Source organism: Franconibacter pulveris, from assembly GCF_056780215.1.
This window is the reverse complement of sequence record NZ_CM165555.1, coordinates 1,917,931-1,941,992: the sequence shown is the minus strand read 5'-3', so window position 1 is coordinate 1,941,992 and position 24,062 is coordinate 1,917,931. Positions and strand designations below refer to the sequence as shown.

Here is a 24,062-nt window from a genome sequence, read left to right as displayed (position 1 = left end):
CTTTACTGGTAAGTAATAGTTAACGTTGCAGAAGCATTGGCGCTTCCCGTGGTGACACTGGTTCGGGTCTGGTAATAGCGCGCCACTAGCGGAAATATCTCCTCTCCGCCAGACGATTTTTTCAGCACAATACGGTTATTCAGCGCCAGCGGAGTGCCTTTATATAAAAGCTGCACGCCAACGCCTTTAGCCACGCCGGCATTGCCCTGGCCTGACAACGCCAGTACGCCAGGCGTCGAAACATCCGGATTTTGCTTGCCGCTTAGCGAAACGTTTATATTGGCGCCGGGGTTACAATTGAGCCCCAGATATTGCGTATTCTGCGCGCCAGCCGGTGTGGTTCCTGGCGCTGAGCCAAATGACGAGGCGGGAATATTGCCAATAGGGAAACTCATATTTGGCGTTGAGAGGGAACAAGCGAGCGTCGTGATAGTCCCTCCGGTAATATTAAACGTGCCGATATAAAATTGATTAAACATAGAAGTATCGGCAATGACACCGGTGCGAATAGCGCCTGATTGTGCAGGTTCAGACGTTTTTACCAGCTCGAACTTATATAAGTTAGTCGAGTAGGTGCCAGTGTTATCATTCCACCCGTTAATTTCAATAGGAAAGTAGTGATGAAAATCGCCACCGGGGCCGTTTTCTGACACCCTGATGCCATATCCGCTTACGCCTATTTGGTAAACATTATTCCCAAACGAGGTTAATCCTGTATACATCACTTCGTGATAGGTATTCATGGCAGGGCCGGTACAGGTAAAGTTAATATCGCCGAGCACGCTTTGCGTTGCCACCACCGTTCCCGCAGGCACATCGCGCTGCACAGTGACATTGCCGAAATTAATATTCTTGGTATAAGCGGCAATATTATTCACACAACCGGCAAAAACATTTATTGAACTTAATGTTAACAGAATAAAGATAATACTCTTAAGACTCTTCATCGGATTACCTGTTGGCACACTGTATTAATCATTGCCAGACCATTAACTACCTGGGTTGAGTTAAGCGAGTAAGTCGCACGACATTGCTGCTGGCTCTCTTCTCCCCACTTGACAAGCAGTTCTCCCTGCTCGCTTAATCCGGTCAGGTAAGCCTGACCGTTATCGCCCACGATAGAGCTGGCTTTTGAATCGTTAAGCGTAACGATGGCGCCGAAGGGTACAGGAGTTGTGTCGTTACGCATCAGCGTCAACAGCGCGCGCCGTCCGACGCTTGCTACATAGTCTGCCCGGACGATGGCGCCACGGGTTGGCACTACCGTACGCGTCGTTAATTCCAGCTCGACATCATCTGGCATATTTTCAGGGTCGAGCGTGATATCATTTTTGCGATAAACAGAAAGGTTGTTGACCACGGCATACCCGCGATAATCGGTCCTGGCCCCCGTCTGGTTCTGAATATTGACGTCATGCGCGCCCGGCGCTTTAATCAGCACGTTCGTTTCGCCCAAGGGTTGAGACAACGTTACCCCATTCGCATGCGCCACAACGCCGCCCTGCAGGCCGTAATTCAAGCGGTCATTATTTTTATCGTAGCTATAACCTGCCGTGAATTCGCCATAAGCGCCTTTATAGTCGCCATTCACCAGCCCGCTGTTGCCAACGCCGTCAGATCCATACCCCTGCTGAACGTTCCAGTTCAGCGAGTGGTTTGCGAATGCTGTACCGTTGATCCCCACGCTGTGGGTGGTTCCGCCATATTTACTGCTATTAAGGCTGTAATTAGCCCATGTTTGCGGCAGGAATTTCTCCAGCGGGACGCTGATATTGAACGCCAGCAGCTGATCTTTATCGTAAGTGACCGAGTCGCTATACGCGTCTGGGTTGCCGTTTTCGCTGTAAGTCCAGCTCAGGCCATAACTAATACTGTGCCAGTAGTTGTTATATCCCACGCTATAGCTATTCATGGTTTTGCCGGTATTCCAGTAGTCTTCGCGTACCGCGCTAAGCGTGACCGAGCCCAGACTGGAACCCAGCGACTGGCTCATGGTTAACTCCATGCGGTTGCGCCGCCGACTCTGCAAGGCGGTGTCGTCCCCCCATGAATCCAGCACTTCCTGCATACCGTAGTAGCCGCGTGTGGAATAGCGGTAACCGGCGATAGCGAAGTTGGTTCCGGTATTGGCAAAGTTCTTACTGTAGCGTGCGCGCCATGACTGACCTGAAGCGCTGTCGGCATTCTGAGGTTTTGACCATGCCTGGGTCACATCGGCGGATATCGCGCCGAGGTTACCCATGTTTTTGCCGACGCCTGCCGCCAGCGAACGATAATGGCTTGATGCCTCTACTCCGCCATACACAGTGAAGCCGTGCGGCAGACCATATATTCCGGTCATCTGGCCAAACGGCGTCTTGTCCACGCTGCTGTTATATGAGCGGTACTGGCCCCCGGTAACGGCGTATTTCAAACGGCCTTCGCGCTGTAATACCGGCAGCGAAGCAAAAGGTACCGTGAAGTGCTGCTCGCTGCCGTCGGCCTCTTTAATGGTCACCTCAAGGTCGCCTGCGCCGCCGGTCGGGTACATGTCACTGATTTCAAACGCTCCCGGCGCTACGTAGCTTTGATAAATTTGATAGCCATTCTGCCGAATAGTGACTTGCGCATTGCTGCGCGCAATGCCGCGAACAACCGGTGCGTAGCCCTTCAGCGAATCGGGCAACATATCATCATCAGAGGCGAGTTGGCCGCCGCGAAAAGGGATGCTGTCGAAGACATCAGAAGGCGATGAACTGTCTCCAAGGGTCATCTGCGCCTTTAGTGGAATAATGGCGCGCTGGGCATAGGTATAGACCGTATCCCATTTATCCTGGCCGCCGGAATCCCGCGACCAGGTGGTGTAATTCCTGAGCCGCCATGGCCCAACGTTCAGCCCGGGCCGCAGGTTGGCATACTGGCTGCTGGTATCGCTACCGTTTCCGTTGCGCGTTCGATTATTTGCCCCGCTCAGCGTGTAATTCAGCAGCGCGGCGCTAATGCCTTCATCCCACATTTCAGGCGGTACGGTTCCCCTGGCCTGCATGGCGATGGCGGCCTGCGGTATGCTGACCACCAGGCGCTGGGCGCCGAACTGAAACTCTGTCGCAGCAAGCGGAATGGCCTGCAGGTTCGCACAGCCGCCGTTTCCCTTTTCTAATTCAGGAAACAGCTCGGTTTTAACACCCCAGGCCTTTAATTGTTCTATGGAAAGACATGGCACGAGTTGCTCATCGCCATTGCCCTTTTTAACGGCACTGAACTCAATGTCGCTGGTGTCAACTATCTGATCGTTAAGAATAATATCAACATGGTATTTTCCCGGCGCCTGGTCACCCGACTCGAAAGCCGTCAAATCCGCTTTGCCTGCGTCAGGGCTGCCCAGCTCAACCAGCTCCGGATTAAAATAATCATCCGCATAAACGCCAGGTGCAGCCCCCGCGAGCGCGATAGCAATAAGAAATGCCAGTCTGGCGGGTTTAATATTGTTATATTCCCTAACCATCATCATTTAGGTCACCTTCAGAGCAGAGTCGCCGTTTAATTTATTTTTTACAGGGTTGCCTTATGCGCTTCTCCGACTCCGCCATAATCATTAATGACTTTATATGTCACCCTGGTATCGCTAATGCCAGCGGGTAAATTAAACTTCGCCGTTGCATGGGGCAAAACATAAGAGACGTCGTCTAGTTTTTTTCCGCCGACGCTAATCTCGTTAAAATTAATGATGTAATCGCCGGGGTTCTTAACAACAAGCTGATTCCCCGAGCGCTGCCAAAGCAGTTGCCCAACTAATTCCTCAGGCATTTTTGTTTTTAAAGCCGCCGGGCGATAAATGAGTTTTATACGTGTCTTAACAGCAATCTGCAGGGTGTTATCTTTCTTCGAGGCGGACGGTATTGCCTTAATATTTAGCCAAAACAAACTTTCTCTATCTTGTGGCAAAGCACCCGTTAACACGACCCTCTCCATATTCTGCTGTCCTTTATCCAGTCGATACAGGGGAGGCGTAATAACGAATGGCGCCTTCTCAGCACCGCCATTTAGCGTATCAATCCAGGACTGAATCAAATAAGGTGAGCTGTCTGGGTTATTGACGCTAATAGACGCTTCCTTTTTATTGCCATCATAAATAACACGGGTGCCGCCAATAATTACCCCGGCATTAGCCGCAGAAATACCCGCAGCGATTACTGCAAAAGCAAGAAGCGTTTTTCCAGGAAAGTTCATGTCATACCTCGCTAGAGAAAAAGGGGCCGGGTGCGGCCCCATACCCTTTTGCGCAAAAAGATTACTGATAATCTACGGAGAAATTTGCGACAGCATTTGCCGGACCGGCGGTAACGCCAGCAGCAGTCGCTTCATACTGAGCATAAAAATTCAGCGTGTTGTCGCCGGCATCAGTGAGGTTATAAACATAGCTATTGGTGCCAGACAGCGGCAGGTCGGCTTTGTCCGCGGTCATCAGATTAATCGCGACGTTAGTGGCTGCGCCGGCTACTGAGCTGTCGATGGCAAGCAGGGTTGAATCTTTGGTTTCTGGTGTACCATCAAAACGCACTTTCGCGCCGGTTACGGTAGCCGGGCAGTTTTTCAGGACGATATTGAATTTAGTCGCTGCCGTTTTATCCCCCGCCTGAGTAAATTCAGACTTATTATAAGCACCCAACTGAACGGTCTGATTCTGTGTACCGACATCAACATCGCAGGCGGCATCAATAATTTTGCCCTGGAAGTTAACCGTACCCGCATTAGCAAATGCGCAGGAGGCAGACAACACAGCCGTTGCAGTGAAAGCGACAGCAGCTATATACTTTTTCATAACGTAATTTCCTTGATGACTTTATTAATTACCGGAGTTAAGGCAGCAGCATGCTGATGACATTGAAATGCCATTTGCGGCACAACCTTATTTTTGACAAGCAGCAAGATGCAAGCGGCAGCATTATTACCATTTAGAACTACGCCAAAAAGCACTAATGATATCTTTAGCTAAACATGAGCTTGCTGCGACTAAATTCATAGAAATACTTTTCCGGAACAAACTCATTATAAGTCTATTTTTAGACTATGGATTAAGCAATTTTAAACAATAAAATCAGCCTATTCAAAAGTTGGCATCAATTCTACACACCATAACGGCGAACGATGAAAACAAATCTCAGCAGGCAATAAAAGAACCCACCCTTTATATATAGCGAAAAAACAATGGGTTAAATAATCAAATATTTAAACCTTACAGACTTTTTTAATTTTACTTAACTCTAAATTAAGTTATTTAAATGGCCATGCGGTTTTAATCAGTTTAATCTTAAGCGCCCGTGTTTATGCCATGGAGAATAGTAGAATTTGCCTTTCAGGCGCAGCATTTCTCTTAGGTATATCCAGGGTCTTACCAGGTTCAGAACGGGGATTTTATTGAAATGGAGGCGGGCAGACAGCTGACGATTAACCAGCCGCCAGCAAAACAGGAAGAATAAAAGTTAGTCATACTTGTGCATGTTGTTTTAGGCGCACACGACTGACAAAAGCCAATCACGAAGGTGAAGCCTGTAGTGCTCTCCTTGCTTGCGCCTCTTTTTCATTACATGAAGGATAAAAAAGAAGCGGCCTCAGGCCGCTTCAGAGAGATTCACACCACCGCCGTTGTTAACCGCGCCGTACAGCAAAGCCTGTCCCGCTCGTCAAAGATGTCAATCTGCCAGACCTGATGACGACGCCCGGCATGCAGGGCGCGGCAGACGCCGCGCACCAGTCCGCTACGTACGGAGCGCAGGTGATTGGCGTTAACCTCAAGGCCCACCACCTGCTGTTCCCCTTCGGTGCAGAGATAGCCCGCGACCGAGCCAAGCGTTTCCGCCAGCACCACCGATGCGCCGCCGTGCAGCAGGCCGAAGGGTTGATGGGTGCGGCTGTCCACCGGCATCGTCGCTTCAAGGGCGTCGTCGCCAAGGCGGATAAAGCGAATATCCAGCAGCCCCACCATATTCCCCTGCCCCATGGCGTTGAGGGCATCGAGCGTCGCGCTACGTTTCCAGATCATGGCAGAAACTCCAGCAACGCCTGTAGCGGATGACGCACGCCGTTGCCTTCAATGCGTTTTACCTGGCTGCGGCAGGAATAACCTGTCGCCAGACAGCGGTTGCGCGGCAGACGTTGCATCGCCTGATGCCAGGAAAGCTCATAAATGCCGAGCGAGCGGGCATGGTTTTTAACCTCGTGTCCGTAAGTTCCGGCCATGCCACAGCAGCCCACATTCACGCTTTCAAGCTTCGCGCCGAAACGGGCGAAGATCTGCGCCCACTGGCCGGGCGCGCCGGGCAGCGCCGTTACTTCGGTGCAGTGGCCGAACAGGTACCACGGCTCGCCGCTCACCGGCAGCGCTTCGCGTTTTTCTAAAGCCTGCGGCAGCCATTCATGCACCAGCATAACGTGGAAATCGCCGCGCTCCGCGCCCAGCGTTTGCTTGTATTCATCGCGATAGCACAGCACCAGCGCCGGGTCTACCCCAACCATCGGCATGCCGAGCGCCGCCACGCGATTTAAAAACTCCGACGTTTTTTGTGCGGTACGGGCGAAGCGTTGCAGGAAGCCCTTGATATGCTGCGCCTTGCCGTTGGGCGAGAACGGCAACACCACAGGCTGGAAGCCAAGCTTTTCCACCAGACGAACAAAGTCCGCCACGACCTGCGCGTCGTAATAGCTGGTAAATGGGTCCTGCACCACCAGCACGGTATGGTTACGCGCCTCCTGAGGGAGCTTCTCGAGCTGTTCCAGCGTCATGTTGGCGGAGCGGTGCCCTACCAGCTGTTGCTGAAGCGTCGGTGTGGAAAGCGGCGGCAAATCGACCATGCCGATGTGCTTTTCGGAAAAATTCCGCACCCAGGGCTGGCTCATAAAGAAGTTGAAGGTCTTTGGCGCGCGGGCCATCAGCGGCGCGTAGCTCTCAACGGTCGCCACCAGATGGTCGCGAAGCGGGCGCAGGTAGCGGGTGTGGTAGAGCTGTAAAAAACGCGAGCGGAATTCCGGCACGTCGATTTTTATCGGGCACTGGGTAGAGCACGCTTTACAGGCGAGACAGCCGGACATCGCCTCCTTCACCTCGTGCGAGAAGTCATACTCCCCTCTGTTGGCATGCCAGCTGTTGCGGGTGCGCGCAATCAGGGTGCGCAGGCTGGCGCGTTTTTCCGGCAGCGCTTTTTCAAGTTTCAGCGGGTCGATGCCGCGGTCTGAGAGCAACCGCAGCCATTCACGCACCAGCGTCGCGCGGCCTTTTGGCGAATGAATACGGTCGCTGGTGATTTTCATCGACGGACACATCGGGCTTTTCACGTCGAAGTTAAAGCACAGGCCGTTGCCGTTACACTCCATCGCGCCGCGCCAGGAGGTGCGTACCGCCAGCGGGATCTGTCGGTCATACGTGCCGCGCTTCACCGCATCGACTTTCATCATCGGCGCGTCCAGGCCCATCGGCGGGCAGATTTTGCCTGGGTTAAGCCGGTTGTCCGGGTCAAAAGCCGCCTTGATGCGTCGCAGTTCGTTATAGAGCGTTTCGCCGAAAAAGGCGGGGCTGTATTCGGCGCGAAAGCCTTTGCCATGCTCGCCCCATAACAACCCGCCATAGCGGGCGGTGAGCGCCACCACTTCATCAGAGATGCGCTTCATCAGCATCTCCTGCTGCGGGTCGCACATATCCAGCGCCGGGCGCACGTGCAAAACGCCCGCGTCCACATGGCCGAACATGCCGTAGCTCAGGCCGTGGCCATCCAGCAGCGCGCGAAATTCGGCAATGTAATCGGCCAGGTGCTCCGGCGGCACGCAGGTGTCTTCGGCGAAAGGAATCGGCTTGGCGAGCCCTTTGGCGTTGCCAAGCAGCCCTACCGCTTTTTTGCGCATCGCGTAAATACGCTCGACGCCCGCCAGTTCGCGGCAGACCTGCCAGCCGATTACACCCCCTTCGCCTGCGGCCATCAGCCCGTCCAGACGTTCGCAGAGCGCCGCCACGCGGCCCTCAATCAGCGCCTCGTCGTCACCGGCGAATTCCACAATATTCAGCCCGAGCATCTCTTTATCCGGCACGTCGGTTATCAGCTCACGCACCGAGTGCCAGACGATGTCTTCCCGCGCCAGATTAAGCACGCGAGAATCCACCGTTTCAACGGAAAGCGCCTGCGCTTGCACCATAAAGGGGGCATTGCGCAGCGCCGAGTCGAAGGAGTCGTATTTCACGTTGACCAGCTGGCGGACCTTCGGCAGCGGCGTGATATCCAGCCGCGCTTCGGTGATAAACGCGAGCGTGCCTTCGGAGCCGCAGAGGATGCGCGTCAGGTCGAACTCGGTCAGATCGTCGCTGAAGACATGGCGCAAGTCATAGCCGGTCAGGAAGCGGTTGAGTCTGGGAAATTTATCGAGGATAAGCTGGCGCTGCTCGCGGCAGCGCTCCAGCACGGTTTTATAGACGCGTCCGATAGCCGTTGCGTCGCGCCCCAGCGCTTCGGCAAGCGGCGTGGCGATGGCCTGCGTATCCAGAATGTCGCCGCCCAGCAGCACCGCGCGCAGCCCAATCACATGGTCGGACGTTTTGCCGTACACCAGCGACCCCTGGCCGGAGGCGTCGGTATTGATCATGCCGCCAAGCGTGGCGCGGTTGCTGGTGGAAAGCTCCGGCGAGAAGAAATAACCGTAAGGCTTGAGAAATTCGTTAAGCTGGTCTTTGATGACGCCCGCTTCCACCCGCACCCAACCCTGTTCCGGGTTGATTTCAATAATACGGTTCATGTGGCGGGACATATCGACGATGATGCCCTGGTTGAGCGCCTGGCCGTTCGTGCCGGTGCCGCCGCCGCGCGGGGTGAAAACGAGCGATTTAAAACGGGGCTCGGCGGCGATGCGCGCTATCAGCGCCACATCGGCCGTTGAGCGGGGGAAAAGAATGGCATCCGGTAGAAGCTGGTAAACGCTGTTGTCGGTCGCCATGGTGAGGCGCTCCGCATAGCTGGTGGCGGTATCGCCGGTAAATCCATTCTGCTCCAGTGCCTGCAAAAAATTGAGCACCAGTTGTACAAGCCCCGGCGCCTGAGAAATCTGTGGGATCATGAATCGTTGACCCTGCCTGACGTTTGAAATGTTGATGAGTTATCGTTTGCGTTGTGCCTTCAAGGTTGTATCACATTTCTTGCCTGGACGCCTGCAAGAATTGGCAGCAGCATTCGCCTGTCAAAAACGCCTGAAATACTTCATCATTTAAAGACCGATGGGCCTGCAAGTGCCATCGCCGCTCGCGCCTGGCGTAAGGCGCATTAATTAAGGTGAATGTGGTTTATGTTAAAACTTCGTCAGCCCATGGACGTGCCGCAGATTCTGTTGTCCGTGCTGTTTTTGTCGGTGATGATTGTCGCCTGCCTGTGGATCGTCAGGCCTTTTATTCTCGGTTTCGCCTGGGCGGGAACCGTGGTTATCGCCACCTGGCCGGTGCTGCTTCGCCTTCAGCGGCTGCTGTGGGGCAAACGCTCGCTGGCGGTGCTGGTGATGACCCTGCTGCTGATTCTACTGTTTGTTATTCCGATAGCGTTGCTGGTCAACAGCGTGGTGGATAACAGCGCGCCCGTTATTAAATGGGTCAGCTCCGGCCAGATGACGCTGCCCGATCTCGTCTGGCTGAACAGCATTCCGATGGTGGGCGGCAAGCTCTACCTTGGCTGGCATAACCTGCTTGATAGCGGCGGCAGCGCCATCATGGCGAAAGCGCGGCCCTATATCGGCACCACCACCGGCTGGTTTATCGGCCAGGCGGCGCATGTTGGCAGGCTGCTGATGCACCTCGGCCTGATGCTGCTTTTTAGCATTGTGCTTTACTGGCGCGGCGAACAGGTAGTGAACGGCATTCGGCACTTCGCCTTCCGCCTCGCCTCGAAACGCGGCGACGCGGCGGTGCTGCTGGCGGCGCAGGCGATTCGCGCCGTGGCGCTTGGCGTGGTGGTTACGGCGCTGGTGCAGGGCATCCTTGGCGGCGTCGGCCTTGCCGTTTCCGGCATTCCCTACGCGACGCTGCTAACCGTGGTGATGATCCTGACAAGCCTTATCCAGATAGGCCCGCTGCCAGTGCTGGTCCCGGCGATTATCTGGCTTTACTGGAGCGGCGACGCCACCTGGGGCACCGTGCTGCTGGCCTGGAGCGCCGTGGTAGGCACGCTGGATAACTTTATCCGTCCGGTGCTGATACGCATGGGCGCCGATTTACCAATGATTCTTATCCTTTCCGGCGTTATCGGCGGGCTTATCGCGTTTGGCATGATTGGCCTGTTTATTGGCCCGGTGGTGCTGGCCGTTTCCTGGCGGCTCTATTCTGTGTGGGTTCACGAGGCGCCGCCGCCGCAGACCCCGCCGGATGAGGCCGTGGAGGAGCTCGACGGGCCGGAAAACGAGGCTGTGAACAAATAACATTCAGGCGGGGAAACCCGCCTTATTCTTAAGCTGAACTTATCAATTATAAACGCCTGCTTACTGGTCTGACCCTTACCTTTCCTCTTTACAAGCTGACACACAACGCAGATCATTCACCGTTATTAAACTATTGAGACGAATCTGATCGACGTCAAAACGGCAGATGCCTACTATAAAGTCACGGTTATAAATCAACCCCTTGATTTATAAACATGGAAATCCCCTGAGTGAAACGAATTGCTGTGTGTAGTCTTTGCCCATCTCCCACGATGGGCTTTTTTTTATCCTTCTAGCGGTTATTTTCCGGCCAATAGCTGACATCACAGTGGCTCAGCATGTTCCACTGCTGGCCCAGAACCCGCGTTTCGCCCCTCACCGCGACGGTTTTTATCGCCCGAATGTCAGCGCTTGACGCGCCAACGCGCAGCTCAAACTCACCCGGCTCCACGATGCGCTTGCCGTCGCGACGGGTAAAATTGAGCATGTCTACGGGCAACGAAAAAGTCAGCCGCGCCGAGGCGCCTGCTTCGAGCCTTACGCGCTGAAAAGCTTTTAGCTCTTGCACCGGACGCACCATTGACGCGACGTTGTCGCGCACATAAAGCTGCACCACTTCGCTGCCCGCGCGCTCGCCCCGGTTAGTGACCGTTACAGAAACGTTGATAACGCCATCTTTTATCGCCACCTCATCCTCCGCCAGCGTCAGCGGGCTATAGTCGAACTGCGTCCAGCTCAGACCGTAGCCGAAGGGATAGCGCGCGCCAAAGTGGAAGGCGAACGGCGTACCGCCGCTTTTCAGCTTATGGTTGTAGTAATAGGGCATCGCCCCGGCGCTTTTGGGCGCGGAAACCACCAGCCGCCCCTGCGGCTCGGCTTTGCCGGTGAGCACGTCGGCAATGGCGTGACCGCCCTCCTGGCCCGGCGCCCACGCCATCAGCAGGGCGGCGACGCGAGATTCCAGCCCGCCCAGGTGATAAGGCCGTCCGCCGGTCATGACCACCACCACCGGTTTGCCTGTCTCCACCAGCGCCTCCAGCAACGTCTGCTGCACGCCAGGCAGCGCCAGGCTGTCGGTGTCTGACCCCTCGCCCACCGTGCCGCTCTGGAACAGCCCGGCGAGATCGCCCACAAAGGCCAGAACGATATCGCTCTGCTGCGCCTGCGCCACCGCCTGCGGAATCAGGCTCTGATCGAGTGATACAGGCGAAGACTGCATCGGCTTATTGCCGCTGTCGCCCGGAAAGACCGGCGCGCCCGCCATCCGTTTTTCAATGATGTGGCAGCCTTTGGCGTAGCGCACCTTCTCCTCGCCCAGTTGTTCCCGCAGGGCCTGCAATGGCGTGGTGACCTGCGTCGTTTGCTCCAGCATATCGCTGATGATGAGATGCACCGGGAAGCTGTAGCCGCTCAGCAGCGCCAGCGGGTCATCGGCGGTCGGGCCAATCACCGCCACGGTCTGGTTTGCGGCGAGCGGCAACGCGCCGTGGTTTTCCAGCAGCGTCAGCGAACGGGTCGCCACCTCGCGGGCTATCGCTCGCGCGTCCTCGCTTTGCAGCGCGACGGCGTTTTCATCGGCATAGGGGCGCTCGAACAGACCGAGGCGAAATTTCTGCGTCAGCACGCGTGCCACAATCTCGTCAATTTTCTCCATGCTGATAAGCCCGCGCGCCACCGCTTCAGCCAGGTGGCGCGCGCAGTCGTCTTTCGGCAGTTCAATATCCAGTCCGGCATTGAAGGCGAGCGCGGCGGACTCCGCGCCGTCGTGCGAAACGCCGTGATGCTGGTGCAGAAGACTCACGCCGCCGTAGTCGGCAACGATAATGCCGTCAAAGCCCCACTGGTTGCGCAGCACGTCGGTCAGCAGAAACGCGTCGCTGTGCCCCGGCTGATTGTCGATATCGTGATAGGCCGGCATCACCGAACCGGCGTGCGCCAGTTTTACCGCCATCTCGAAGGGCAGCAGGAAAGTATCATTCAGTTCGCAGAAGCCCAGATGCACCGGCGCGTGGTTGCGCGCCCCTTCGCTGAACGAGTGCCCTACGTAATGTTTCAGGGTCGCCAGCAGATCCCGGGATTTGCCCTGTAACCCCTGGACGTAGCGCGTGGCCATCACGCCCACCAGCCAGGGATCTTCGCCGAAGGTCTCTTCCGTTCGGCCCCAGCGCACGTCGCGCGAGACATCCAGCACCGGCGCCAGTCCCTGATGGCAGCCCGTGGCGCGGGCCTCTGCGCCAATGGCCGCCGCCGCGCGCTCGACCAGCTCCGGGTCCCATGTCGAACCATAATTGAGCGAGGAGGGAAAAAGCGTGGCGTCTTTACAAAGCAGACCGACTAAACACTCTTCATGAAACATCGCCGGAATGCCGAGCCGCGTCTCTTCCACCAGTGTGCGCTGTAGGCAGTTTGCGGCGCGCACGCCCTCCCTCGCCTCGACAATGTGCGTGCCGAGCGGCCGGGTAATCTGACCTACGCCGCGCTGAAGCCGGATGGCGAGATCCGTCTGTTCGCTGACGCCGGCAAAATCGTCGCTCAAATCGCTGCGCTCGCGGTGATCGCCATCCGGGGAGAGAATCAGCCAGTACGCGTGCATCTGCGCAAATTTCTCCTCCGGGGTCATACGCGCCAGCAGGTCAGCGACGCGTTCGGTTACCGGACGTTGCGGGTCTTTATAGATCTCAGTCATCAGTTACTCCTGTACGGCGGGATTAAGTGAAGGCGTTTCTTCGCGTGTTTTGCGCTTGCGGGCCAACGCTTCGGCGATATCGGCCACGCGGCGGCTGCTGAGCCGGTAAAAACAGAGCAGCAGCGCCATGCACAGAAAGAGCGCGCAGGGAATCAGCGTGAACAGCGCGTTGATGGTGGTCAGCACGACGGCGCTTTGCGCGGTCTGGTTAGGCAGATAATCCACCATCCCCAGCACCCATCCCACGACAGCGCCGCCCAGCGCCAGGCCAAACTTGATGGCGAACAGCGCGGTGGAGAAAACCAGCCCGTCGAGACGGCGGCCGCTGCGGTGCTCTTCATGATCGACAACGTCAGAAAACATGGTCCACTGCAGCGGGGTGGTCAGGTTCTGAATAAAGCTGAAAAAAATATTTATGGTGAATATGAGCCAGACGGCGCCAGGCGGGATAAAAAAGATAATCGCAGCCAGCGCCACAAAGCTAATAATGGTCCACTGATATGCGCGCACCCGGTCAAATTTCCCTAACAGGCGCTCAGATAATAAAGCGCCGGATAAATTCGCTATCATCCCGGAAACAATAAACGCAAAGACCAGATCGGGGCGCAGCATGACATATTTCACGTAGTACATCGTGGCTGAACCGCGCGTCACCACCGCCGTTAATAGCAGGATGTTAAACACAAAGATAATTCGCCACTGGCTGTTGGCCGCCAGCAGTTTTAAATCTTTGAGCAGCGAAGCGGAATTATCATTGCCGGGCGCATAACGCTCGCGAGTCATAAAAAAGCAGCAGTAAAACAGCGCCACGCCTAACAGCCCCATCAGCCCCATGGCGAAGAAATAGCCTTTTTGCGCGTCGCCCTCACCCAGCCATTCCACCAGCGGCAGCGCTATCACGGTCACTATCAGCCCGCCGATAAAGGAAAGGCCGAAGCGCCAGGATTGCAGCGAATGGCGCTCGCGCGGGTTGAGCGTCAGCGCGCCGGGCATGGCGCAGTAAGGCACGTTAATCGCGGAATAGACCAGGCTCAGCAGGCTATAGGTGGCGCAGGCATAGACGATTTTCAGCGTCGGGCTGAGCGGCGGCACATAGAAGGTCAACATGCAACTGACGCCAAAAGGAATGGCGAACCACAGCAGCCAGGGGCGAAAGCGCCCGTGACGGGTTTGCGTGCGGTCCACCAGCGCGCCGATGCAGGGATCGATAAAAGCGTCAATCACCCGCACCAGTAAAAACATCGTCCCCATAATAGCGGCGGGCAGTCCAAATATATCGGTATAGAAATAAGCGAGAAATAACGTGGCGGTTTGCCAGACCAGGGCGCTGGCCATATCGCCAAGCCCGTAGCCTATTTTATCTTTCGTGGTCAGCACAGAGGAGAGCGTCATTATTATTTGCCTTTTATCAGGTTAAAAAATTCAACCCGCACACCAACAGACCGTGCGATGTGAGGCTAAGTATTAATAAGCCCAGGCCGCTCAACAATTGCTGTAATTACCAGACAGATTACGTTTTTTTGCTTTTTCTCCTGACTGTGACGTGGCGCAAAAATATAAATTCGGTGAATAAAAAAGGCCCGCAAAGCGCGGGCCTTTTGCAAAGTGCGAGATTTACTTATTGAGTTCAGCCAGGCCAAGCCAGGTTTGCACCACGGTATCCGGGTTCAGCGACAGGCTGTCTATCCCCTCTTCCATCAGCCAGGCGGCGAAATCTTCGTGATCCGACGGGCCTTGTCCGCAGATGCCGACATACTTGCCCTCTTTTTTCGCGGCGCGGATAGCCATGGAAAGCAGCGCTTTCACCGCCTCGTTGCGTTCGTCGAAGAGTTCAGAGACCACGCCGGAGTCGCGGTCCAGGCCCAGCGTCAGCTGCGTCATATCGTTGGAGCCGATAGAGAAGCCGTCGAAGTGCTCGAGGAACTGTTCGGCCAGCAGGGCGTTGGAGGGAATTTCGCACATCATAATGACTTTCAGCCCGTTTTCGCCGCGCTTAAGCCCCTGGCGCGCCAGCTCTTCCACCACCGCTTTCGCCTGCTCCACCGTGCGCACGAACGGGATCATTATCTCTACGTTGGTCAGCCCCATCTCATTGCGCACGCGTTTGACCGCCTCGCACTCAAGCGCGAAACAGTCGCGGAAGCTGTCCGCCACGTAGCGGCCTGCGCCGCGAAAGCCGAGCATCGGGTTCTCTTCATCCGGCTCGTAACGTTCGCCGCCCACCAGGTTGGCGTATTCGTTCGATTTAAAGTCGGAAAGGCGCACGATGACCCGTTTCGGGTAAAACGCCGCGCCGAGCGTTGCGATGCCTTCGGTCAGACGGCCGACATAAAACTCCCGCGGGTTGTCGTACCCTTTCATCATCTCGCGGATGTCGTTCTGCAAACCCGGCTCCTGCTGGTCAAACTCCAGCAGCGCGCGCGGATGCACGCCAATCATGCGGTTGATGATGAACTCCAGGCGCGCCAGTCCCACCCCTTCGTTAGGCAGACAGGCGAAGTCAAAGGCGCGGTCCGGGTTGCCGACGTTCATCATTATCTTCAGCGGCAGATCCGGCATGGTGTCCACGCTTGAGCTTTTCACGCTGAAGTCGAGCAGCTCGGCGTAAACATAACCCGTGTCGCCTTCGGCGCAGGAGACGGTGACGTTTTCGTCATCTTTCAGTCGCTCGGTGGCGTCGCCGCAGCCGACTACGGCCGGGATGCCGAGTTCGCGGGCGATGATGGCCGCGTGGCAGGTGCGCCCGCCGCGGTTAGTGACAATCGCCGCCGCTTTTTTCATGATAGGCTCCCAGTCCGGGTCGGTCATGTCGGTCACCAACACGTCGCCCGGCTGAATGCGGTTCATTTCGCTGATGTCGTGAATCACCTTCACCGCGCCCGCGCCGATGCGGTGGCCGATGGCGCGGCCTTCCGCGACGATTTTCCCCTGAGAGTGCAGTTGGTAACGCTCCATCACCTGGCCGCGCGAACGCACGGTTTCCGGGCGCGCCTGCACGATAAACAATTTGCCGGTGTGGCCGTCTTTCGCCCATTCGATATCCATCGGACGGCCGTAGTGTTTCTCAATCTGCACCGCCTGCTTCGCCAGTTCCTGCACCTCTTCGGCGGTGATGCAATAACGGTCGCGGTCAGCTTGCGGTACATCTTCAATACGCACCTGCTTGCCGTGCTCCTGGGTTTCGCCGTAGACCATACGGATTTTCTTCGAGCCCAGCGTGCGGCGCACAATCGCCGGACGCCCCGCTTCGAGGCCCGGCTTATGCACATAGAATTCATCCGGGTTGACGGCGCCCTGCACCACCATTTCGCCAAGGCCATAGGCGGCGGTGATAAACACCACCTGATCAAAGCCCGACTCGGTATCAATTGAGAACATCACGCCGGAGGCTGCGCGGTCGGAGCGCACCATGCGCTGTACGCCTGCGGAGAGCGCGACGCCGCGATGGTCGTAGCCCTGATGCACGCGATAAGAGATAGCGCGGTCGTTAAACAGCGAGGCGAAGACATGCTTTACCGCCACCATTACGGCGTCGATGCCCTGCACGTTCAGGAAGGTCTCCTGCTGGCCTGCGAAGGAGGCGTCCGGCATGTCTTCCGCCGTGGCGGACGAGCGTACGGCGAACGACGCATCCGCATCGTCAGCTGAAAGCTGCTCATAAGCCTCGCGGATAGCCTGCTCCAGCGCTGGCTGGAAAGGTGTGTCGATGATCCACTGACGGATCTGCGCGCCCGCTTTCGCAAGCTCGGACACGTCGTCAATATCGGTTTTATCCAGCAGTTCATAGATACGCTGGTTAACGCCGCTCTGGTCGAGGAACAGGTTAAACGCCTCGGCAGTGGTGGCAAATCCATTCGGTACGGAGACGCCCATGCCGGAGAGGTTAGTAATCATTTCACCCAGGGAGGCATTTTTGCCCCCAACTCTGTCTACATCATTCATGCCGAGTTGGTTGTACCAAAGCACCAGCGGTGACGAGCCATTGTTGGTCATCGAACAATCCTTTTGTGATATTTGAACGGGGTTACGAAACACCTGACAACAAATTTAGTCTGGCATAATTATTCCGCAGCGGAAAACGGTGAATCGTTCAAGCATATTAAAATTTTTAATTTTCAGACCACTTCACATTAATTTCAGACCACTTTTCGTACTAATTCTAAGGCATTGATTAAGAAGAAATCATTAATAAAATAAAGGACTATGCGCCGCTTCGAAAAAATGAATCACACTTTTCATTAAATATAAAAACCGCGTTTCATTTTATAAAAATGAGATAATCGCTATGCTTTAGCGGCCTGTCTTAAATTATGCTTAAGCCAATTCTTAACTTTTTCAGGATGTCGGCAATGGACAATGTGGTTGATCGTCATGTTTTTTATATCTCCGATGGCACCGCCATCACCGCTGAAGTGCTGGGCCATGCGGTGATGTCGCAGTTCCCGGTTTCCATCAACAGCATTACGCTGCCGTTTGTTGAAAACGAAAGCCGCGCCCGGGCGGTGAAAGATCAGATTGACGCCATTTTTCAGCAGACCGGCCTGCGCCCGCTGGTCTTTTTTTCGATTGTGCTGCCGGAAATACGGGCCATCATTTTGCAAAGCGAAGGCTTTTGCCAGGATATTGTGCAGGCGCTGGTGGCGCCGCTACAGCAGGAGCTCAGGCTTGACCCGACGCCGATTGCGCACCGCACCCATGGCCTGACCGCCGGCAACCTGACCCGCTATGACGCCCGTATCGCCGCCATTGATTACACCCTGGCGCATGACGACGGCATTTCGCTGCGCAACCTCGACCAGGCGCAGGTGATCCTGCTGGGCGTTTCCCGCTGCGGCAAAACCCCAACCAGCCTTTATCTGGCGATGCAGTTTGGCATTCGCGCCGCCAACTACCCCTTTATCGCCGACGACATGGATAACCTGACGCTGCCGGCGGCGCTACGCCCGCTGCAGCATAAGCTCTTCGGGCTGACCATCAGCCCGGACCGCCTGGCGGCGATCCGCGAGGAGCGGCGCGAAAACAGCCGCTACGCCTCTATGCGCCAGTGCCGCATGGAAATTACGGAAGTGGAGGCGCTCTACCGCAAGCATCAAATCCCCTACCTCAACAGCACGAACTTTTCCGTGGAAGAGCTGGCGACCAAAATCCTCGACATTATGCAGCTAAGCCGCCGCATGTACTAGCAAACTAGTTCACCGATGCGATCGTTTATGGTAAAGTCCCGAACATCTGGCTGATACGCTTTCTCGTTTCTTGAAATCAGGAGCGATTCGTTTATCGTGATGGCCATCACTTCCCGGCGCTGTAGCCGGGAAGCAACCACTTTCGAGACACCCAATGAACAAAACCGATGAACTGCGCACGGCGCGCATCGACACCCTTGTGACGCCGGAGGAGCTGGCGCAACGCTATCCCGTCACGCCGCAGGTGGCGGAACATGTCACTCTCGCGCGTCGCCGTATCGAAAAAATCCTGAATGGCGAAGATAACCGCCTGCTGGTGGTGATGGGTCCCTGTTCCATTCACGATCTTTCCGCTGCGCTGGAGTATGCGCAGCGCCTGCAACCGCTGCGCGAAAAATACCAGTCGCAGCTCGAAATCGTCATGCGGACTTACTTCGAGAAGCCGCGTACGGTGGTCGGCTGGAAAGGATTGATTTCCGACCCGGATCTCAACGGCAGCTATCGGGTTAATCACGGCATTGAGCTGGCGCGCCGTCTGCTGGTGCAGATAAACGAGCTTGGCGTGCCGACCGCCACCGAATTCCTGGATATGGTGACCGGCCAGTATATTGCCGACCTGATTAGCTGGGGCGCTATTGGCGCTCGCACTACCGAAAGCCAGATTCACCGCGAAATGGCTTCAGCCCTCTCCTGCCCGGTGGGTTTTAAAAACGGCACGGACGGCAATACCCGCATCGCAGTGGACGCCATTCGCGCTTCCCGCGCCAGCCACATGTTTCTCTCGCCGGACAAATATGGCCGCATGACGATTTACCAGACCAGCGGCAATCCCTATGGTCACATCATCATGCGCGGCGGAAAGCAGCCTAACTACCACGAAGCGGACATCACCGCCGCCTGCGCCGCGCTGCGTGAGTTTAATCTGCCGGAGCGGCTGGTGGTCGACTTCAGCCATGGCAACTGCCAGAAGCAGCACCGACGCCAGCTGGAAGTGTGTGAAGAAATTTGCCGCCAGCTGCGCGCCGGTTCGCAGGGCATCGCCGGGGTGATGGCGGAGAGTTTCCTGGAAGAAGGCACCCAGCCGGTCGCCGCCGGGCAACCGCTGGTTTACGGCAAGTCCATTACCGACCCCTGCCTCGGCTGGGAAGACAGCGAAGCGCTGCTCACGATGCTTGCCGACGCGATGCAAAGCCGCGCGTAAACCTCCAGCAAAAAGGCGCCTTGCGGCGCCTTTGTTTTAGCTTGAACAGCTGACCTCAAGCCTTTTGCCCCAGTCTGGCGGCCGATGGGTGAAATCATCATCGCGATCCGCAAACGGGTTTTGCAACGCCTCGCACAGTCGCGCCAGCTCGCTGGGGTCATCTTTTTCCGCCCCCTCGATGGCCCGCTGAGCCAGCCAGTTTCGCAGCACAACCGCCGGGTTTACCGCTTTCATTGACTGCTGGCGTGTTTCATCCGCCACCTCATCCTCTTGCAGACGCTCGCGATAACGGCCAAACCAGCTGTCGAAGGCCGCCCGGTCGATAAACTCGTCGCGCAGCGGCGAGGCGGCGGAAAGCTGCTCCGTCTGGCTCAGCATACGGAAAGTGCGGGTGTAATCGCTGCCCTCGCGGGCCATCAATGAGAAGAGCTCCGTCAACAAATCGTTATCCGCCATCTGTTCGGTATGAAAACCTAACTTCGCGCGCATTTGCTTGCCGTAAGCGCGTATCAACGCCATCTGATAACGCTCAAGGCCGCTGTTCAGCGCGTCCACGTCAATAAAAGGCGACAGCGTTTGCGCCAGTCGTTGCAGGTTCCATAACCCGACGCCAGGCTGATTATCGAAAGCATAACGGCCCTGATAATCGGAGTGATTACAGATAAAATGCGGCTGGTAATCGTCCAGGAAGCCGTAGGGGCCGTAGTCGATAGTGAGCCCCAGAATAGACATGTTATCGGTGTTCATGACGCCGTGGGCGAAACCGACGCTTTGCCAGTGGGCCATCAGCGATGCGGTGCGATCCACGACCTCATTGAACCACAGGAGGTAGCGATCCTGTTCCTGCGCAAGGTGGGGAAAATGGTGAAGAATGACGTAATCAGCCAGTTGCTGCACCTTTTCCGGCTCGCGGCGGTAGTAAAAGTGCTCAAAGTGGCCGAAGCGAACGTGACTTTCCGCAAGACGCATTAACATCGCGCCGCGTTCGATGGTTTCTCGCCGCACCGGCGTATCGCTGGTGACAATAGAAAGCGCCCGGGTTGTGGGAATGCCAAGATAATGCATCGCCTCGGAGGCGAGGAACTCGCGCACCGTCGAGCGCACCACGGCGCGGCCGTCGCCCATGCGGGAATAAGGCGTCAGCCCTGCGCCCTTCAGGTGCCAGTCGAATTTACGCCCGTCGGGCAACTGCTGCTCGCCAAGCAAAATGCCGCGCCCGTCGCCCAGTTGCCCGGCCCAGACGCCAAACTGATGGCCGCTGTAAACCTGGGCGAGCGGGGCCATGCCCGGCAGCAGCGCTTCGCCGCCCCAGACCCCGGCGGGCTGGTCTGGTGTGAAAAGAGAATCGTCAAGCTGCAGCGTCTTCGCCAGCGGCGCGTTGTGCCAGAGCAGGCGGCTATTGTTCAACGGTGTTGGGGAAAGCTCGGTATAGAAACCTGGCAGCTCGTCGCGCCAGGTCGATACAAATTGGGGGTTTTCGCTCATGAGGCCTCCTGCCCTAAGTGTAGTGCCTTAAACGTCAGGCAAACACGGTTATCGCGCAGGGTTATTCAATCAGCGACGCCAGCGAAGCGGCCATCACTGGCGGCCACAGTCTGCCTTGCACCGCCCCCACGCCAAGCGCGATGGCGTGACGACGGGCGATTTCATTGTCGATGCCCGGCAGAATCAGCGTGTCGCAGCAGGGCGAGATCTGCTTAATAATGGCGGAAATAAAAGGCTCGAAGGTGGAAGGCGAAAGCTGCCGGTTAATAAATTGCTTATCAAGCTTAACCCGACGATACATGCCTTCATACACCGCACGGCTGGTTGCCCCGCCCGAGCCATAATTCGCCAGCAGCAGCGGGTGGAGAGCCTGGAGCGCGTTCAGTTGCGGATGCGCTTTGCCCGCGTTCAGCCCGGGGTAATCTTCGGTAAGGCTAAACTCCAGAAACGGCAATTCGCTGACTCTTTTCTGTAGCGCCACGCCGCTTAACAGCGCGCTGACGATAATTTCGTCCACGCTGACCCACGCCAGCACCTGATTTTGTATAAAAAATTCCCGGTGTTGTTCCAGCAAACTAATAGCTTCATAAAAAAGGATGAGTCGCTGTTCCGCAGTAATACGAGAAAGCACGAAGCCAGGCGGAATACGCACCGAGGCGTTGTCGCTAATAAAGTCAGCGAGGAGCTCTACGCCCAGCAGCGAGTGATCTCCCCGCCGTACAGGGAGAAATAAATACTGCGAGTGATATTTGACGTCGAGCGAAACAATCATTATTCACGCTCCGTCTGGTAAGGTAATAAGCAATGTGTATGTTGCATATCACAACGGTGCAACCAGACTGATTTTATTGCAATAATTAGCACGCTCTGTCCTTAGAGTTTCAGAATTATCCTTAGCTTCTTTTAGCTTACTCTGTTTATTCGTCAATAGACAAACAGACTGAAAATTTAGGCGATAATATAAATAATTTGTAAGATATCGATTACAAATGGACTTAATTTATTTACCGTCGAGAAAGCGCATAACTATTTTTTAACGCCACTAATAAAACGCAGCCTAATTGTTTAACGCTTTTTACGGGACGTAGATTACCGCCCCGCTATTTCATCTATTCCGGCTATCAAAAGAATGGTTTGAGGTAGTCCCGGTTCTGCGTTAATACCTCTTCCAGCACATCGGCTGCAAGCCTGGCGTCGCCAACCAGCGGGTTAACGGTAAGCGCCAGCAGCGCCGCCCGTTTATCGCCATTAACCGCCGCTTCAATGGTCAGCCGCTCATACGTTTTTATCTGCGTTGTCAGGGCGTGCATCGCGGGGGGCAAGGCGCCAAACACCAGCGGCTTCGCGCCTGTGGCATCGACAACGCAGTTCGTTTCCACCACCGCATCCTCCGCCAGCCCCTGAATGGCCCCACGGTTCGCGGTATTCACCACCAGTTGCGCGCCGGTATCGTTATGGATCGCCGCGATTAATTCCAGCGCGACCTGCGAATAGAACGCCCCGCCGCGAAAGCGTAACGCTTCCGGCTTGTGGTCGAGTTGCGGATCGCGATATTGCCTGAAAAGCGAATCTTCAACTTCCATTACCTGTTCAGCGCGCGTGCCTGCGGCTTTGGCGGCCGCCTGCTCTTCCTCAAGCATTTCGCGAGTGAGATAAAAATAACGGTGATAGGGGCATGGGATAGCGCCAAGCGCTCGCAGCAGCGCGGCAGGCCACGGCGCTTCTTTGATGTTGTTCATGGTCAGCGCCGCGCCGTTGCACAGCTTATCGATAACCTCCTGCGTACGGTTTTCGCCGCGCACATGCACTTCATGCACCCACACCATATGATTTAAACCAGCGAACCGCAGGCGCAACGCTTCAAACGGCTCCCCCAGCATATGGGCAAGCATATGGTGCATGGTGACCGGCACGTTGCACAGGCCGATGATTTTCGCCTTCGTGTGACGCTGCACCGCTTCGGTCACGATAGCCGCCGGGTTAGTGAAGTTGATAATCCAGGCCTCCGGCGCCAGGGCTTCAACTTTGCGGGCGATATTGAGCATCACGGGAATGGTGCGCAGCGCCTTGGCGAAGCCGCCGACGCCGGTGGTCTCCTGCCCAATAAGGTTGTACTTCAATCCCAGACGTTCATCCGCGGCGCGCGCCTTCAGCTGGCCTACGCGCAGTTGCGTTAATACAAAACTCGCGCCGCGAATCGCCTCGTCCGGCTGAAAATGAACCGTCACCTTTACCGCTTCCATGCCGTTCTTCGCCAGCATCCTGCGGGTGAGCGCCGCGATAGTCTCCACTTTCTCGCGCCCCTGCTCTACATCCACCAGAGCCAGCTCGCGCAGTTCGACTGCCTCCCGACGCGCAATTAAGCCTTCCACCAGCTCTGGCGTATAGCTGCTGCCGCCGCCGATAACCGCAATTTTGATTTTGTTACCCATTGCTGCTCCTTCACCTGATAGCTCTCGTCATTGCCCGCGATGCGCGAGCGCCCGCTAAGCGTAGCGTCAGGTGGGTTAACAGGAAGAGAGCTGGCCGCCATTGTTACAAAGTCGGGCCAGCGAAAGCGGGAAGTGTGAAGAGAAACGCCCGCCGCACGCGACGGGTGAACATCAGATACGGCGCGCCTGCCAGAATTTTTTGCGCCAGTAGACGTTATCGAGCGACGAGCGGATCACGCCCTGGCTGGTGGAGGCGTGGATAAACTGATTATCGGTATCATAAATGCCAACATGCAGGCCGTTCTGCCCGCTGCCGGTTTTGAAGAAGACCAGGTCGCCCGGCAGTAAATCATCTTTATCGATCTCGGTGCCGATTTTCGCCTGCTGGCGCGTTTCCCGCGGCAGCTGCAACTCAAACTTATCGCGAAAAGTCAGCATGACGAAGCCGGAGCAGTCCACCCCTCCCCGGCCCATGCCGCCATATCGATACGGCGTACCGCGCCAGTGGCTGAGCTGATCGTTCAGGCCAGCGATAACGGTGATGGAATCAGAGAGCCGTGGATTGGGAGGCGGTGCGCGATGATGGCTGCATCCGGCCAGCACCAGCGTCGCCACAACGATTAACCAGAGCCGCATTTTCAGGCAAATCCTCTACC

At 56.2% G+C, this 24,062-nt stretch carries 16 protein-coding genes and 1 other RNA gene; 4 read left to right on the top strand and 13 right to left on the bottom strand.

Translation table 11 applies throughout. The annotated features are described in order from the left end of the window. Positions 1 to 2: 2 nt before the first annotated feature. From ACU4F7_RS09315 to ydiJ, 6 genes are all read right to left on the bottom strand, one after another. Positions 3 to 947 carry a fimbrial protein gene (locus ACU4F7_RS09315; RefSeq protein ID WP_029592657.1) on the bottom strand — a complete coding sequence of 315 codons (945 nt, stop codon included), beginning with the start codon at positions 945 to 947 and terminating at the stop codon, positions 3 to 5. Further along, on the bottom strand, positions 944 to 3,484 hold the full coding sequence (locus ACU4F7_RS09310; protein ID WP_481638716.1) for a fimbria/pilus outer membrane usher protein: 2,541 nt from the start codon (positions 3,482 to 3,484) through the stop codon (positions 944 to 946). Before ACU4F7_RS09310 ends, ACU4F7_RS09315 begins: the two co-directional genes overlap by 4 nt. Positions 3,485 to 3,531: 47 nt before the next feature. Further along, entirely contained in the window at positions 3,532 to 4,209 is a 678-nt protein-coding gene (locus ACU4F7_RS09305; RefSeq protein WP_481638490.1) for a fimbrial biogenesis chaperone, read from the bottom strand. 61 nt (positions 4,210 to 4,270) lie between these two features. After that, entirely contained in the window at positions 4,271 to 4,801 is a 531-nt protein-coding gene (locus ACU4F7_RS09300) for a fimbrial protein (RefSeq protein ID WP_029592652.1), read from the bottom strand. Between the two features lie 810 nt (positions 4,802 to 5,611). Continuing rightward, positions 5,612 to 6,022 carry a 1,4-dihydroxy-2-naphthoyl-CoA hydrolase gene (gene menI / locus ACU4F7_RS09295; protein WP_481638489.1) on the bottom strand — a complete coding sequence of 137 codons (411 nt, stop codon included), beginning with the start codon at positions 6,020 to 6,022 and terminating at the stop codon, positions 5,612 to 5,614. Then, positions 6,019 to 9,075, bottom strand: coding sequence for a D-2-hydroxyglutarate dehydrogenase YdiJ (gene ydiJ / locus ACU4F7_RS09290; RefSeq protein ID WP_481638488.1), 3,057 nt, complete (start codon positions 9,073 to 9,075; stop codon positions 6,019 to 6,021). Before ydiJ ends, menI begins: the two co-directional genes overlap by 4 nt. A gap of 225 nt (positions 9,076 to 9,300) precedes the next feature. Here ydiJ and ydiK point away from each other — a divergent pair, with 225 nt between their 5' ends. Together ydiK and rprA are read left to right on the top strand one after the other, a co-directional pair. Next, positions 9,301 to 10,419, top strand: a complete 1,119-nt coding sequence (gene ydiK / locus ACU4F7_RS09285) for an AI-2E family transporter YdiK (RefSeq protein WP_029592648.1) — start codon at positions 9,301 to 9,303, stop codon at positions 10,417 to 10,419. Positions 10,420 to 10,602: 183 nt separating this feature from the next. Then, positions 10,603 to 10,707, top strand: an RNA gene (gene rprA / locus ACU4F7_RS09280) — antisense sRNA RprA. 4 nt (positions 10,708 to 10,711) lie between these two features. Here the strand turns inward: rprA and ACU4F7_RS09275 are convergent. The 3 genes from ACU4F7_RS09275 to ppsA all read right to left on the bottom strand — a co-directional run bounded on the left by ACU4F7_RS09275 (position 10,712) and on the right by ppsA (position 17,098). Beyond that, positions 10,712 to 13,105, bottom strand: a complete 2,394-nt coding sequence (locus tag ACU4F7_RS09275; protein ID WP_481638487.1) for a glycoside hydrolase family 3 N-terminal domain-containing protein — start codon at positions 13,103 to 13,105, stop codon at positions 10,712 to 10,714. 3 nt (positions 13,106 to 13,108) lie between these two features. Next, positions 13,109 to 14,497: an MFS transporter gene (locus ACU4F7_RS09270; RefSeq protein WP_481638486.1), complete on the bottom strand. Its 1,389-nt coding sequence runs from the start codon at positions 14,495 to 14,497 to the stop codon at positions 13,109 to 13,111. A gap of 222 nt (positions 14,498 to 14,719) precedes the next feature. Next, positions 14,720 to 17,098, bottom strand: a complete 2,379-nt coding sequence (gene ppsA, locus ACU4F7_RS09265) for a phosphoenolpyruvate synthase (RefSeq protein ID WP_481638485.1) — start codon at positions 17,096 to 17,098, stop codon at positions 14,720 to 14,722. Between the two features lie 356 nt (positions 17,099 to 17,454). Here ppsA and ppsR point away from each other — a divergent pair, with 356 nt between their 5' ends. Next, on the top strand, positions 17,455 to 18,288 hold the full coding sequence (gene ppsR, locus ACU4F7_RS09260) for a posphoenolpyruvate synthetase regulatory kinase/phosphorylase PpsR (protein ID WP_029592644.1): 834 nt from the start codon (positions 17,455 to 17,457) through the stop codon (positions 18,286 to 18,288). A gap of 154 nt (positions 18,289 to 18,442) precedes the next feature. After that, on the top strand, positions 18,443 to 19,489 hold the full coding sequence (locus ACU4F7_RS09255; protein ID WP_481638484.1) for a 3-deoxy-7-phosphoheptulonate synthase: 1,047 nt from the start codon (positions 18,443 to 18,445) through the stop codon (positions 19,487 to 19,489). 36 nt (positions 19,490 to 19,525) lie between these two features. On the opposite strand, the gene selO is transcribed toward ACU4F7_RS09255, so the two are convergent. The 4 genes from selO to ACU4F7_RS09235 form a co-directional block, all read right to left on the bottom strand. Further along, positions 19,526 to 20,974, bottom strand: a complete 1,449-nt coding sequence (selO, locus tag ACU4F7_RS09250; protein ID WP_481638483.1) for a protein adenylyltransferase SelO — start codon at positions 20,972 to 20,974, stop codon at positions 19,526 to 19,528. Positions 20,975 to 21,035: 61 nt separating this feature from the next. Next, positions 21,036 to 21,746, bottom strand: a complete 711-nt coding sequence (locus tag ACU4F7_RS09245; RefSeq protein WP_029592641.1) for an EAL domain-containing protein — start codon at positions 21,744 to 21,746, stop codon at positions 21,036 to 21,038. Positions 21,747 to 22,095: 349 nt separating this feature from the next. Further along, positions 22,096 to 23,406 (bottom strand): 6-phospho-beta-glucosidase, encoded by a 1,311-nt coding sequence (locus ACU4F7_RS09240; protein ID WP_029592640.1) that lies wholly within the window; start codon positions 23,404 to 23,406, stop codon positions 22,096 to 22,098. Between the two features lie 171 nt (positions 23,407 to 23,577). Beyond that, complete coding sequence (locus ACU4F7_RS09235) at positions 23,578 to 24,042, bottom strand: NlpC/P60 family protein (protein WP_481638482.1); 465 nt, start codon at positions 24,040 to 24,042, stop codon at positions 23,578 to 23,580. Between the last annotated feature and the right edge of the window lie 20 nt (positions 24,043 to 24,062).